Origin of the sequence: Paenibacillus sp. LjRoot56 (genome assembly GCF_964253335.1) — a bacterium.
In the GTDB taxonomy this organism is placed as follows: Bacteria; Bacillota; Bacilli; order Paenibacillales; family NBRC-103111; genus Paenibacillus_E; species Paenibacillus_E allorhizoplanae.
In genome coordinates, this window is sequence record NZ_CAXURV020000002.1 from 306,980 (window position 1) to 321,779 (window position 14,800).

The 14,800-nt window shown below is 42.9% G+C and carries 10 protein-coding genes; all 10 read left to right on the forward strand.

Annotated elements, in window-relative coordinates:
* Positions 1-59 precede the first annotated feature (59 nt).
* The 10 genes from ACSQ8O_RS14170 to ACSQ8O_RS14215 all read left to right on the forward strand — a co-directional run bounded on the left by ACSQ8O_RS14170 (position 60) and on the right by ACSQ8O_RS14215 (position 14,780).
* Positions 60-5,060, forward strand: coding sequence for a polysaccharide lyase family 8 super-sandwich domain-containing protein (locus tag ACSQ8O_RS14170; protein ID WP_436242197.1), 5,001 nt, complete (start codon positions 60-62; stop codon positions 5,058-5,060).
* Positions 5,061-5,270: 210 nt separating this feature from the next.
* Complete coding sequence (locus ACSQ8O_RS14175; protein ID WP_436242198.1) at positions 5,271-6,701, forward strand: PAS domain S-box protein; 1,431 nt, start codon at positions 5,271-5,273, stop codon at positions 6,699-6,701.
* 213 nt (positions 6,702-6,914) lie between these two features.
* The gene (locus ACSQ8O_RS14180) at positions 6,915-7,193 is read left to right on the forward strand and encodes a hypothetical protein (RefSeq protein WP_436242199.1); all 279 of its coding nucleotides are present in this window, start codon (positions 6,915-6,917) and stop codon (positions 7,191-7,193) included.
* Positions 7,194-7,222: 29 nt separating this feature from the next.
* The gene (locus ACSQ8O_RS14185) at positions 7,223-8,281 is read left to right on the forward strand and encodes an LLM class flavin-dependent oxidoreductase (RefSeq protein ID WP_436242200.1); all 1,059 of its coding nucleotides are present in this window, start codon (positions 7,223-7,225) and stop codon (positions 8,279-8,281) included.
* A gap of 25 nt (positions 8,282-8,306) precedes the next feature.
* On the forward strand, positions 8,307-8,927 hold the full coding sequence (locus ACSQ8O_RS14190; protein ID WP_436242201.1) for a thioredoxin family protein: 621 nt from the start codon (positions 8,307-8,309) through the stop codon (positions 8,925-8,927).
* 85 nt (positions 8,928-9,012) lie between these two features.
* Positions 9,013-10,212, forward strand: a complete 1,200-nt coding sequence (locus ACSQ8O_RS14195; RefSeq protein ID WP_436242202.1) for an MFS transporter — start codon at positions 9,013-9,015, stop codon at positions 10,210-10,212.
* 194 nt (positions 10,213-10,406) lie between these two features.
* On the forward strand, positions 10,407-10,700 hold the full coding sequence (locus tag ACSQ8O_RS14200) for an HPr family phosphocarrier protein (protein ID WP_436242203.1): 294 nt from the start codon (positions 10,407-10,409) through the stop codon (positions 10,698-10,700).
* Positions 10,701-10,732: 32 nt separating this feature from the next.
* Entirely contained in the window at positions 10,733-11,626 is an 894-nt protein-coding gene (locus ACSQ8O_RS14205) for a LysR family transcriptional regulator (protein WP_436242204.1), read from the forward strand.
* 134 nt (positions 11,627-11,760) lie between these two features.
* Positions 11,761-13,095: an LLM class flavin-dependent oxidoreductase gene (locus ACSQ8O_RS14210; protein ID WP_436242205.1), complete on the forward strand. Its 1,335-nt coding sequence runs from the start codon at positions 11,761-11,763 to the stop codon at positions 13,093-13,095.
* 32 nt (positions 13,096-13,127) lie between these two features.
* Positions 13,128-14,780, forward strand: a complete 1,653-nt coding sequence (locus ACSQ8O_RS14215; RefSeq protein ID WP_436242206.1) for an ABC transporter substrate-binding protein — start codon at positions 13,128-13,130, stop codon at positions 14,778-14,780.
* The last annotated feature ends 20 nt before the right edge of the window (positions 14,781-14,800 follow it).

Consider the following 14,800-nt stretch of genomic DNA (forward strand, 5'->3'; position numbering starts at 1 on the left):
TTCATAGGCGAACTGTCATAAGAATGATTGAAAAAATTGATGGATGCTGGAGGTAAGGTATGAGCCTATCGTTTAAGAAATGGTTAGCTGGTGTCGTGGTTTTTGCAATATGTTTCTCAATTGGGTTTCCAGGGGGCGGTGGGTTGCCAAGGTCTAAGGCTGCTGCTACCGTGCATGTTAGTGTGAATTATGATGAAAGTGCAACGGCTAAAAACACGAAGATTTACAATGGGACAACCTACAATGGTACGATTGGAGGCGCCTGGGGGACTTATAATTCTGCTGCTAATACAGATTATGTCATGATGACACAAGCTCCTTTGCGTGATGATTACAGTCTCAAGATGGTTTCCAATACAACAAACATCAATACGGGAAGAAACAACTTAGGCGGTTCCGTAGCAGGAAATACCGGGATTTCGGGTAATCTTGTGTTCGAAGCTTCCGTTTATATGAATAGTACCCAGCATCGCAGGGATATTCAATTCAGAAGTTTAAACGCGCCAGTTCCTGCCTCGGCAACGACGAATGTCTCTGTCCTTTCATTTGATAACACAGGGAAAATAAGGGATGCGAATAATCTAGCGTTGGCCAACTATGCAGCAAATACGTGGTATCATTTAAAACTATTTGTTGATAACGCTTCCAGAAGAATTAGTTACTTTGCCAATGGTCAATTTCTAGGAGAAGCCCCCCTTCCAGCGGCATGGTTGAATATCCGACATATCTATTTGTATCAATATTTTAAAAGTGGCGTTCTGGGTGAGTGGTATGTGGACGATTTAAAACTCTCGGATTATGTACCGGTGACTGGTCTAACTACCTCACTTGATGCACTCGAATTAGCTGAGACTACCAGTTCCACCATCACGGCAATTACCCTACCAGTTGATGCATCCGATCAACGCTTCTTATGGCACGTGGACGATCCAACAATTGCTACCGTCACTTATGGCTTGGTTAGCGCAGTAAAGGAGGGCAACACGACCGTTTCGGTAAGCACATATGGAGGTGTATTCACGAAAACGATTCCGATAACTGTCATCAAACCAGTCCAATTGACCAACGTTACCTTACCCAACCAGGCTTCCTTGGTAGAAGGGAAATCCCTTCCGTTACAGGTCACATTCCAACCTGATAACGCGACGAACAAAAAGTTGATCTGGCAATCATCCGATCCGAGTGTTGCAAACGTAGATACGAGTGGGATCGTAACCGGAATTGGTGAAGGCCATACAACAATTACGGCTACATCTGAATCAAACAATGCGATTACAAGCCATACAACGGTAACCGTAACACCGTTTATTCCCCTTACAAGTGTAAGTTTTACGAATGCGCCATTACAAATGACCAACTATGATACTTTTCAATTGGAAACTGTCGTTGAGCCAGCCAACGCAACCGATAAATTGCTGACATGGCAATCGAGTCAACCAAGTATTATTCGTGTTGATGAGAATGGACTTGTAAGGGCATTGAAAGTAGGCACGGCAATCATAACAGCAACTTCGTCCAATGGTAAGCAAGCAACGGCTACGATTGAAGTTAAGGCTCCTGTGCTGAAAGATCCGCAAGAATACGATAAACTTAGAATTCGTTGGAAAGAAACGCTAACGGGCAGAGACTCTTTGGACATTACGAATAGTGAGATAAAAAGCAGAATTGAAGATAATGCAGCGAAAGCACAATTGTATTGGGATAGCTTGCAAATAAATGGTGCCAGTACGACGCTATGGTCAGATTTAGTACCTTCCGCTTCGGATTCAACCTTTGTACTCGATCACTATACACGTTTGAAAGTTATGGCATTGTCATACGCAACGAAGGGAACACTGCTCACTAACAACCCTGAGTTAAAGGCAGACATTCTTCAAGCTATGGATTGGATGTTAGATCATCTATACACGAACACTGGGGTGGAATATGGTAATTGGTGGAACTGGGATATCGGTACCCCAACTCGCTTAGCGGATATTCTCATCCTTATGTATGATGATTTGACACCAGAGCAAATTGCAAGAAATACAGCAAGCATCGATCATTACATTGGAGATATTAGTTTACCTACGTTTACCCAGGTAGGGGCCAATCGTTCGGATATTATGTTGATTGAAACGCGAATGGGTCTTGTTGAGAAAAACTATGATCGTCTTATTCATGCACGTGATGGATTGACGCCTCTTTTTGATTATGTGACAACGGGCGATGGTTTCTATGAGGATGGTTCATTTATACAGCATAGTAAGATTGCTTATACAGGTAGTTATGGTGAAGTGCTTATTAGCGGGATGGGCAATTTGCTGCTGTTATTGAATGGGAGCACTTGGCAGCCTGTCGTTCCTGAGGTAGAGCATGTTTATCGATGGATCAGAGAAGGATATGCTCCGGTCATGTACAAAGGGCAGATCCTAGATATGACACGTGGCCGTGCAATCGTTAGGAAAGGTTTAGATGCCTATGGATCAGGCCTAAATATTTTAATCGGAATGTCCCGTATCGCGCAAACGGCTTCAGAGGAGAGGGCTGCGTATTTAAAAAGCTTCATAAAATATCACTTTCAGTTTCTTTTGGCTAGAGGGCTGACATACAGTCAACTTCCTTTTGATTTGGCGGATACGATGAAAGAATGGATGGAAGACTCAGCTATACAACCTATAGCTGAACTACCAGAACATGTTGAAATGAACGCGATGGCTCGCAGCATACATGTAGGTGATGGCTATCTTTTTGGCGTAAGTAAGAGTTCTAAACGAATCGCAACCTACGAGTTAACGAATGGTGAAAATGCGAAAGGCTGGTACACCGGTGATGGCATGACCTATCTGTACAATAACGATTTATCACAGTATACGAATCATTATTGGGCAACCCTTAATTGGTATCGCTTGCCAGGTACAACTGTCGTTGTGAGACCTAGGACGTCAGACCAATACCAATATGGCGATGGGGAATCATCTCCTGCGAACGCCTGGGCTGGTGGCGCGGTTCTAGGTAAATATGGGGTTACGGGCATGAATTTAATTCAGAATGGCACACAGCTGAAAGCGAATAAGTCGTGGTTTACTTTTGACAATGAAATTATTGCATTAGGTTCGGATATTACAAGTACAGATAATAAGAGCGTAGAGTCGATCGTAGAACAGCGCAAGCTCTCAGGAAATAATACGAATGAACTTTATGTGAATGGGGAGCCAAAGAATGGATTCTTTGGAGAAGAAACTCTGGATCATCCTGAATGGGTTCATTTGCAAGGAAATGTGGCTGGTGCCGATATAGGTTACGTCTTTCCGGGATCACAATCACTTAAACTGATGCGTGCGGAACAAGAAGGCCGATATTCGGATACAAGCCTGAGCAATCCGCCTGAAGCAACGGTACCTACGGAGTTGTTAAAAAATAATTATTTGACCATGTGGTTTGATCATGGTTCAAATCCAACCAGTGACAGCTATGAATATGCGATCCTGCCTAATGCTAGCAAGACCGAAACCTCTGCGTATGCCTTATCTCCCGATTATACGGTTCTGGCTAATTCACAGGACGTTCAAGCGGTCCGTGAGAATAAGCTGGGCATGACGGGCTTCAATTTCTGGAAGGATAAAGTAACTTCGGTTGACGGTTTAACTTCAAATCGCCAAGCATCCATTATGATGCATGGAAATAAATCTACAGGTGCATATGAGATTTCAGTTGCTGATCCAACGCTGGAGAATAATGGGTTCATTGAAATTGAGTTAGATAAGCATGCTCAACGCGTGATTAGCAAGGATGATCGAATAGAGATTCAAACGCTAAGCCCTAAGTTGAAATTCAAAGTAAATGTACAGGATACGATGGGGAAATCGCAGCATATCTCATTGCAATTTGAACCTGAACCTGAAGAAGAAACGGGACCTGGCACAACCGATCCTGATCCAACAGCTCCTGACGCGACAGAGCCTGAAGAAACAAAACCTGAACCAACGGAAAAACCAGATATCATCATCGTGAAAGATGATAAAGCTACTGTAGAAATGGGACATGACAAGGAAACGGTCTCCGTGCCAACAGCACAGATTCCGAATGTTCCTCTTGAAATTAACGGAGAGACAGCTCAAATTACTGTTCAGCCTGAAGTAGTCAAAGCACTGAAGGAGAAAGTAGTTGGCGACGGTAGTCAAACAACACTAGATATTACGGTACGGTCCATCTCAGAGCCTTCCATTTTGAAGGCAGGTGCAACAGATCCTACCGTTCGTGTAAATCTAGCAAGTCAAGCTATTGAACTTGCACTACGCATACGTTCTGAGGATGGTGAAACGTGGTCAGCAACTGAGCTCCAATCTGGAGTTGAAATTGTTCTACCATTTGATCCTGCAGGTAAGGATTCAGCGTTGCTTGGTGTATATAGGTATGATAAAGCGAGCGGGAAATGGGAATACGTAGGTGGAACAATCGATCTATCGGCTAAAGTAGTCCTATTCACACCGGACCAACCGGGCATTTACGCTGTACTGGCGTATGATAAGAAGTTTGATGATATGCCTGAATCACATTGGGCCTCACGAGCTGTGCAGGTATTGTCTGCGAAACATATCGTTGAAGGTATGACTTCGGGTGAATTTAATCCTAATGGGAAAACGACGAGGGCACAATTTACTACGTTGTTGGTTCGCTCTTTACATTTGAAGAAGCAGGCAACATGGACTTCGGAATTTGAAGATGTTAAGGCAGATGACTGGTATGCCCAAGATGTTGCTGCAGCAAGACGAGCCGGTTTGGTCTCAGGTGTAACGGAACAGACATTCGATCCGAATGCAGAAATGACACGTGAACAGATGGCGATCCTATTAGTCAGAGCTTATGAGTATTTGAATGGCAGCTATACGTCTATCAAGAGTAAACTTGATGACTATGCAGATCAAAGCGAAATTTCTACCTGGGCATTAGAAGATGTGAATAAGGCGATCGAGCTCGGCATTCTTTCTGGTATCTCGAACGAGCGATTCTCTCCTTCTTCCACAGCTTTACGAATGGAAGCGGCTGAAGCGTTGTACAATTTCCTCAGGAAAAAATAGAAACCAAGTAAGAGGTAGCCGTGAGAGCGGCTGCCTTTTTCTTTGTTCGCAGAATTTATTTGTATCGTGGAACAGTCGAGTGATGTAGATTGGCTGTCTGCTTTTGTCGATTCGTACAAACTCTCAAATTTAAGGACGATTAATAGAGGATTTTATCAATTTAAGAAGAATACAACCAAAATCGATTGAATAAATGGGGGACGATTACTTGTGAGTCTAAAAGAATATGTAATCAATTCCCTAATGAACGCAACCTCGGATGGGATAGTAATCGTTGATTTAAATGGCGTAGTGTTGGAGGTAAATACGAAATTTGAAGAGTTACATGGGTGGACGAGGGAAGAGGTTATTGGGCAAGTATTGCCGATGACTCCTGACGAGTACAAAGAAGATGCGCTTAGACTATATCAATCATTAATAAATGGCGAGCCCATCAAGAATTTCGAAACGATGAAACTTAGAAAAGATGGATCTTCATTTTACGCAAATGTAACAGTTTCTCCTGTGAAAAATACAGAAGGGTTGGTTATTGGATTTGTTGGTGTGGAAAGGGATATTAGCGAAAAGAAAAAAGCGGAAGAAGAGCTTTTAGAAAGAGAAAAACAGTTTAGAAAGTTACTCAAACTCAACCCTGAACCCATCGCGCTACATATGGATGGAATCATTCAGTTTGTCAATGATGCTTGTTGTAAACTTTTTGGCGGTGCTTCTTCAGACGAGTTCAAAGGAAAATCCATCTATGAATTTTTTTGCCCAAATGATAGGAACTTCGTTGTAGCGCGACTTCAGCAGGTCATGCATTCGGATATGGATAACTACAGTGAATTTATTGAGCGAAAGATGCGGAAGTTAGATGGCACTTTATTTGATGTAGAAATTTCTTCTATGTATGTTTATAAAAATTTGGGATTTCCTGTTGTTCAGAGTGTGATTCGTGATCTCACTGAGCGTAAAAAGTCCGAAGAAACGATGATTAGGTCTGAAAAATTAGCTTTAATTGGTCAACTGGCTGCTGGTATCGCACATGATATACGTAATCCATTGACTTCTTTAAAAGGGTTTGTACAATTACTTAAATATAAAAATACAGACTATGTTGACGTTATGATGGAAGAACTTGAACATATCAATTATGTTGTCAATGAATTTATGATGCTAGCAAAGCCACATCTAAGTCATTACATAGAGAGTAGGGCTATAGAGCTAGTTCAAAGTGTCATTAGTTTCTTACAACCGCATGCACTTCTGTATAATGTTCAAATACAATTGGAAATGGACCCAGACATACCTGTCATAACTTGTATACCTGACCAAATCAAACAAGTATTAATTAATGTGTTGAAGAATGCGATAGAGTCGATGGACAGTGGGGGATTAATACAAATATCCTGTAGAAATCGAATGAATCAAGACTTAATTATTTGTGTTAAAGATCAAGGCATAGGTATTTCTGAAGAAATGTTAGCCCAGTTAGGTGAGCCATTTTTTACAACAAAGGCGAATGGAACCGGTTTAGGACTCATGGTTTGCAAGCGGATTGTGGAAGGTCATGGTGGTAAATTATCCATTCAGAGCCAAATTAGTCAAGGGACTACCGTTGAAATTGCACTACCTATATTTAACTCAAGATATCGTATATGAATAAATATTTTTAAAACTCACTAGGTATAATTTGAAATTAGATTTTGTGTGCGAATCATTTTGCCTGGGTTGACATTCCAGTAAAACAATGATAATTTAAAACTTATAAAACACATTGAATTAATCGGAATTAAAAAGCTGACTGGTCACCCGGAAGCATGGATCCTTGAATCCATGCTTTTTCTCATTTTAATAAGAGGAGTGGATATGTAAATGGGCGTATTATTGGACTCTTTAAAACTTACAAGCTTAAATAAAGTGGATCGTTGGGCTGAATTTAATAAAACCAATATCCTATTCAATCAAGAAATGGTGAACGTGAATTTAATCGGTACGGATCATAAACAGATCCCTTCTTTGCTGCATGCATTAAAGACGAATAAACTAACGCTAGGGAATATTCAATCCTCTTTAAAGCAAGTTGATTTGTATAACTCAGAGGCAATTCTCTACTCGGAACAAGGAGATAAATACAGAGTGCCGTTGTTTTGATCCCGGTGGTAGAGAGGAGAATGTAGACCTTGAAGTTTGCCTTATTTAGCTTAATGATGAATATACCGAATGCGGTAAGCGGAGAAACCCTGACTACTAATCAGAAATTCGAGAACGTGCTGAAACAGGCCGTCCTTGCTGAAGAACTGGGCTTTGATGCTTATGGTGTGGGGGAGAGGCATGGCGCACCTTTTATCTCATCTTCGCCACCCGTCGTTCTAACCGCAATTGCTGCTAGAACCTCCCGTATACGATTGTTAACAACGGTTACTGTACTAAGTGTGCTTGATCCGATCCGTGTTGCTGAGGATTATGCCACACTCGATCATCTCTCAGGCGGAAGAATTGAGATGATTATTGGCAAAGGCAATGACCCTCGCCACTATCCGCTTTTTGGCATTACGGAAGAGGAACAGTGGGAATCCCTTGCGGAGAGATATGCACTCCTGAAACGTTTGTGGAAGGAAGAGAACGTCACTTGGCAGGGCAAGTACCGTTCACCATTGGATAATGTGACGACACAGCCGAGACCCTTTCAGTCTGCTATTCCTGTATGGCATGGCAGCGCATCAAGTACATTGTCAACGGAGTTGGCTGCGAAATATGGTGAACCGATTTTCTCTTCGAATACGTTCCATCCACAAGCCAAATACAAAGCGTTAATCGATCACTATCGTGAACGATTGGCTTATTATGGCCATGATCCGCAACAGGCTGTTGTAGGCTCAGGATTTGGAAGCTTGTATTTGGCTAACACCACAGAAGAAGCTATTGAGCGCTTTCGTCCTTATTACGAGGCTTTCCATGCAACGGCGGCATCACAGGTCAACAATTCACCTTTCAAAGACCTTGAGGACAATGTAAGGAATGGGCCTGTTTTAATTGGAAGTCCAGATCAAGTGATCGAGAAGATCCTGAACTATTATGATGCTTATGGTCACCAAGTTGTCAGTATCAGTGTAGATGGCTTGACCGAAACGGAACAGCGCGAGCAGATTGAGCGATTTGCCACCGAGGTTGCCCCTATTTTGCGGCGAGAGATTCCAAGTACAGTATGGAACCATTCACCAGTGGGCATAACGGTTTGAAAACCATTTCTGGAGGGATGTCACGATGAGCATTCAGAAAGCAGAAGGGATTTCGAAGGAGAGAAGGGCGAAAGCCTTTCAAGAAGCCGTAACGTATGAGCAATTTGTTAGCGGCGCCAAAGTAAATGTGGAGAGGTTGCATGAGAATTTCGAACGTTATGAATTGACGGAGCAGGAACTGGCTTATTTTGATGGGCTTACCGAGCACATTGATGTACTGGTACTTGCGCATGACTGGTGTGGGGATGTGATTGCGAATTTACCGCTATTCGGCAAAATTGAACAAGTCACGGGTAACCTAAAGCTGCATATTTTACCACGAGACCCAGATAACCTTGATATTGCTGCCGCTTACCTGCACGCAGATGGGCGTAATCATATTCCAACCTATGTATTTTTCAACGGTGCGGGCGAGGAATTAGGCTTTTTCTCTGAACGTCCCGACCAAATTACGTATTTAAACCGCGATTGGATCGATGAGTTTTGGGAATCCCACCCCGAATGGGAGGGCGAAGGCAAAGCACTTTCCGAGGTCGATGAAGACGTAAGGAAGGCGTTATTTGATTATTTAAAGGAACAGCGCCCACAAGCGCGTGAGTTGGAAAAGACGGCTATCATCCAAATCATCCGCTCCATTCTAGGCTAGTGAGAGAACCATAGCCCCGTTATGCGCCTTACAGCATCGCCTGTGAGGTTCTTTTCATGCTTGGAGGTTACAAAAGGAGTGACAAATGGAACGCTATTGGAAACGCAATCTGCATATATTATGGCTGGGTTTATTTATTAGCCATATCGCATATACCCTATCTGTCCCGTTCTTTCCAATTTTCTTGCAAAATGATCTAGGTATTCGGCATAGGCTTGAAATGTGGTCAGGTATTTCCATCTCCATTAGTTTTCTGATAAGTGGGTTGTGTGCGCCCTTTTGGGGGTCGCTAGCCGATAAGTTTGGGAAGAAACCCATGTTAATTCGTTCAGGTATTGGCTTAGCTTTGGCTCATTTTGCCAATTATTTTGTGTATGATTTGTTCTCTTTCATTCTTGTTCGGATATTTCAAGGACTAATGGCAGGCTTTGGCCCAGCTTCCATCGCTTTAGTTGGCACGAATACACCGGAGAAGCACGTCGGCTACGCGCTAGGTGTGATATCCACATCAACGGCAGCTGGAGGAATTATTGGACCTCTTGTTGGAGGTGTACTGAGTCATTGGATGGGACTGCGAGTGTGCTTCGTTGCTTCGGGCCTAATTACGCTAATTTCTGCTCTTATCGTACTTGTGGGTGTGAAAGAAGTTCATAAGCGACAAGATGAAGCTCGTATAAGTGTCTTCAAGGATCTTAAACATGCGGCTCGTAACTCCAAACTAATGGGGATATTAGGGTTAACTTTACTCGTCTCTACTTCAGTTATGATTATGGAGCCGCTGCTGACACTCTATGTCGTGCAAATCGGCGGAAGTGTAGATAAAGCTACCCTGAGCTCGGGGGTTGTATTCTCAGCAGTGGGCGTAGCCACGGTTATTATGGGTCCTCGGTGGGGAATCATCGGCGGGCGAATCGGTTATGAGAAGGTATTGCTTATTGGGTTGCTAGGCGGTGGTATTGGCAATCTGCTACAGCTCGGCGTTCATCATCTTATTGGCTTTGGCATTCTTCGTTTTAGTTATGGTTTGTTTTTTGCTGCTGTTTTTCCAGCGCTGAATGCGCTTATCGTCAAATATACAGAAGCTGATTTCCGCGGTAGAGCCGTGAGCTTGAACCAATCATCCAGTCAATTCGGCATTGTGGTTGGCCCCTTACTGGGCGGGTTCATGGGAAGCTGGCTGAGCATTCAATTCGTATTTCTCCTGACAGGTTTAACTCTTCTTGGAGCTGCATGGAAGAGGAAGGTGGTCAATACGAAGCGTACGGACCAGAAGCTGCTTGGATGAGGGTCATTTACGTATAAGAAAAAATGGGAATTTATGAAAACGATCGTTGACTAAAGGTTGTCTGACTTACTATAATTTAAATACAAGTAAATTAATCGGAATTATCGGAATCAACCAGATAACTGGAGATGCTTCATCCTTATTAGGATGTTTGTGTCTCTTTTTTTCGGTAATAGCGTAGAGGAGGAGTTCTTATGAAAATAGATTGGACATTTACGTTGGATCAACCTTGGACGCTGGATCGCGTGTTGAATTTTGTGACCATGGCTAATCAATATACGAGTCAGATTTATTTAGGTTCGCACGGAGAAAAGGTGAATGCGAAAGGCTTACTAGGCATCGTATCCTGGAGTATGTCACTTCGTGAACACTCAACCATTGCTCTTCAACTTGAAGGAATCGATGCACAGGAAGCGTTCGAGGGTGTATCTACCTATCTACAAAATCAGGATGATGCTTTACATACAACGTACTCTCGTAGTTCTTGAGATGGGTAAGTCGGAGAGGAAGTCATGGGTAAATGAATATTGAAAATATCGAAGCATTCGTCTATGTCATTCATTATAACAGTTTCAACAAGGCAGCGGATGCGTTATTCTTATCGCAGCCTTCCGTAACAGCCCGAATTCAATCATTGGAACGTGATTTGAACACGTTACTCTTCGATAGAGAAGGTAGGAACTTCACACTGACAGATAAAGGAAAGCAGTTTCTTCCCTTTGCGGGGCAAATCCTCCAATCCTATAAGAAGGGGAAGCAACTGCTCCAACATGTCAATAAGGATTACAATGAACTCAGAGTCGGCTGTACCGTTTCTGTTTCCAATTATATGATCCCCGAAATTCTTCCATGGATTAAAAACAAACATGCTCATCTTCAGATTAAAGTAACGACAGCACCAACAGAGGCTATTCTGGAGATGCTTCTCAATAAAGAAATTGATATCGGTTTTGTTCGAAATGTGACTCATCCCCATGTAGACATTCTGGGTTTTTACGAGGATCCTATCCGTCTTTTCGTTCATCCTAGCCATCCTTTTGTGAAAAAGAAACCTTTGACGATTAATGATGTAGGTCGCGAATCGCTGGTCTTCTTTGAGTGTGGATCACTCGATTGGGTGAAGATCCATCGGCTTTTTGCAACACTGGATCATCCTCCACATATTGAGTACCAAATCGATAACCTGGAAACAGCCAAGAAGCTTGTGGCCAAAGGCTTGGGGATTTCCTTTCTGCCGGAACTGTGTGTACGTCAAGAAGTGAAAGAAGGGCTGCTTGTACCTATTGATATTCAGGCGTTGGGAGGTCTCTCTTTGCGTACAATCCTCATTACACTGAAAGAATCCAGCCTCGATGTTTCCCACTTATTTCTGGACGTATTGAAAGAATTCGATTGGAAAATAACCGCTACATAGAACAATTCTATTCATCAATAGAACATCTTTATCTAAGATTGACCGTCGTATTTGGCGGTGATACAGTAAGTACAAAGCTTAAAACCAATTAAACCAATAGGAATTATTGTTAATTGAAAAAGGGAGGAATTAGGATGCCGAAACAAAAGCAACTAAAACTTGGGGCTATCATTCATGGAGTTGGTGGCAATATGTCATCATGGAAACATCCAGATGCGATTGTGGATGCCAGTGTGAATTTCAAGTATTACAAAGAACAAGCACAGAAAGCGGAAGCTGGCAAATTTGATTTACTGTTTATCGCTGACGGATTGTTCATCAATGAGAAGTCGATTCCCCATTTCTTGAATCGGTTTGAGCCGATTACTATTCTATCCGCACTGGCTTCCGTAACTTCTAAGATCGGTCTGGTAGGTACGCTATCTACGTCTTACAGTGAACCCTTCACAGTGTCGAGACAATTCTCCTCACTTGATCATATCAGCGATGGCAGAGCAGGTTGGAATGTGGTCACTTCCCCGCTGGAGGGCTCAGCGCTGAACTACAATAAGAAGCTGGAAGAACATCCGGATCATCCTAAGCGCTATCGAATTGCATCTGAATATCTACAGGTATCGAAAGGATTATGGGATTCATGGGAGGATGATGCTTTTACAAGGGATAAACAATCGGGGGTTTTCTTCGATCCGGATAAACTCCACCGTTTAGATCATAAGGGCGAATTTTTCTCCGTACAGGGACCGCTTAATATCGGTAGATCGAAGCAAGGCAGACCGGTTATTTTCCAAGCAGGATCATCGGAGGATGGGAAAAATTTAGCTGCTAAAGAAGCTGATGCGATCTTTACAGGTCAACCGACTGTGGAGGATGCGAAACGCTTTTATGAAGATGTGAAAGGCAGAGCCGCTAACTTCGGTAGAAATCCCGATGAGATTGTCGTTATGCCAGGTATTGGTCCGATCATTGGCGTTACAGAAGAAGAGGCAGAGCGTAAATACCAGGAAGTCGCCAACTTGGTGACGATTGGAGAAGCACTTGCGTATCTAGGTCGTTTCTTTGAACATCACGATTTCACGCAATATGATCTGGATGCTCCTTTCCCAGACTTGGGCGAGTTGGGTAAAAATAGCTTCCAAAGTACGACGGATCGCATCAAACAAAATGCGCAAGAACAAGGGTTAACCCTTCGCCAAGTTGCCTTGCAATCCGCAACTCCAAGACCACTTTTTATTGGTACTCCGATACAAGTAGCAGATCGCATACAAGAATGGTACGAGAGCGGCGCAGCAGACGGATTTATAGTTGGATCGGGTGTTCCGAATGGTTTGAGCGATTTTGTAGATCTGGTCATTCCTATTCTACAGGAACGTGGCATTTATCGAACGGACTATGAGTCGGATACGCTCAGAGGAAATTTGGGTCTTCCTTTTCCAACAAATCGCTATGTGAAAGAGACTGTAAGTAACTAATCTGATAGATAAATTAAGGGGGAGAGTAGAATATGAATAGATCAAAAGGTTGGATTAAGTTTAGTGCGCTGTCGTTAGCCATTGCACTTGTGTTAACGGGGTGTGGTTCGGCAGAAAAAGGAAGTTCGGATGCCTCACAATCAGTGAGTCCAAAGCAAGAGGGTAAACAAACAGCGGTGGTTGGCGGAGAGCTTACTTATGCGCTGGCAACTTCCCCTGATTCTCTAGATCCGCATCGTAGCGGCCTTGCCGTAGCAGTAAGGGTACTTCGCACCATTTATGATAGTTTGGTTGTTCAATTGCCTGATGGTTCGATTAAACCGTGGCTGGCAACCGAATGGACGGTTTCTCCTGACGGTCTTAGTTACACGTTCAAATTAAGGAAAGACGTAAAGTTTCATGATGGGACGCCATTGAATGCCGAAGCTGTGAAATACAATTATGATCGGATTCTTGATCCAGCAACGAAAGCGGCCAACTCAGTGGCTTTACTTAAACCCTATAAATCTTCAGAAGTCATCGATGAGTTCACGATAAAAATCAATCTCGAGACACCTTCCAGAGCATTTCTAGGTAACCTGAGTCAAGCGTTACTTGGTATTGTTTCACCAACAGCGGCGAAGAAATATGGAGATCAATTTGGTAAAAACCCGGTTGGTTCAGGTCCATTCTCATTTGTGAAATGGGAAGAGAATGCTTCCATTCAAGTTAAGCGTAGTCCTGATTACAACTGGGCTCCGGAGATTGTTGAAAACAAAGGAAAATCCTACTTGGATCAAATCACCTTTAGTATTGTTCCGGAAGAAGCGACTCGGATCGGCAGTGTTCAAAGTAAGCAAGTTCTTGCTGGTGAGACGATTCCACCGCAAAATATTGTTTCGTTAAAGACGGATTCCAGTATCCAAGTTCACCAAGTTAATACCAATGGATTGCCTTATACGTTATTTATTAATCAACGAAAAGCTCCCTGGGGTGAGGTGAAGGCAAGACAAGCGCTTCAAGCAGCGATTGATGTGGATGCAATTGTCAAAACACTTTATCTGGGGACATATCCACGTGCTTGGTCACCATTATCTCCTGGTGTGTTCGGTTACGATGCTTCCTTAGAAAATGGGGTTAAGCCGGATCTTGCGAAAGCGAACAAATTATTGGATGAACTCGGTTGGCTCAAGGGAACAGATGGCATTCGTGTAAAAGATGGGAAGAAGCTTACTCTGCATTACGTAGATGGTTCACCTAACCGTGAGAAACGCAATGATATTGCTGTCATCATTCAGCAACAGTTAAAACAAGTAGGTATTGTAGTTGAAGTAGAAATTACAAAGGATACAGCCAATGTTGTTTATACCAAAGGTGACTATGATATCTATGGAAACAGTCAAGTGAACTCGGATCCCAATGCGCTCTATGCCTTCTATCATACAAGCGATCCGAAAGCTCGACCAACGCTTCCAGGACTTGCAGATCCGCAAGTAGATAAGTGGCTGGAACAAGGGGCCATCGAGCCTGATGATAAAAAGAGAGCGGATCTGTATAAACAAGTGCAGAAATCCATTATCGATAATGCGGTCATCATTCCTATTTATGTATTCCCTTATACGGTAGCCGCTTCGAAGACCGTGAAAGGGTTGAAATTTGACTCGTTAGGTTATCCGCTCTTTAATGATACGTTTATTCAAAAATAATGTTATAGGGAGCTAATTGG

What these genes read in the sequence shown, in the direction of transcription:
- ACSQ8O_RS14170 (WP_436242197.1), top strand. Translation starts at nt 60, where the DNA reads ATGAGCCTATCGTTTAAGAAATGGTTAGCTGGTGTCGTGGTTTTTGCA.
- ACSQ8O_RS14180 (WP_436242199.1), top strand. Translation starts at nt 6,915, where the DNA reads ATGGGCGTATTATTGGACTCTTTAAAACTTACAAGCTTAAATAAAGTG.
- ACSQ8O_RS14190 (WP_436242201.1), top strand. Translation starts at nt 8,307, where the DNA reads ATGAGCATTCAGAAAGCAGAAGGGATTTCGAAGGAGAGAAGGGCGAAA.
- ACSQ8O_RS14195 (WP_436242202.1), top strand. Translation starts at nt 9,013, where the DNA reads ATGGAACGCTATTGGAAACGCAATCTGCATATATTATGGCTGGGTTTA.
- ACSQ8O_RS14200 (WP_436242203.1), top strand. Translation starts at nt 10,407, where the DNA reads ATGAAAATAGATTGGACATTTACGTTGGATCAACCTTGGACGCTGGAT.
- ACSQ8O_RS14205 (WP_436242204.1), top strand. Translation starts at nt 10,733, where the DNA reads ATGAATATTGAAAATATCGAAGCATTCGTCTATGTCATTCATTATAAC.
- ACSQ8O_RS14210 (WP_436242205.1), top strand. Translation starts at nt 11,761, where the DNA reads ATGCCGAAACAAAAGCAACTAAAACTTGGGGCTATCATTCATGGAGTT.
- ACSQ8O_RS14215 (WP_436242206.1), top strand. Translation starts at nt 13,128, where the DNA reads ATGAATAGATCAAAAGGTTGGATTAAGTTTAGTGCGCTGTCGTTAGCC.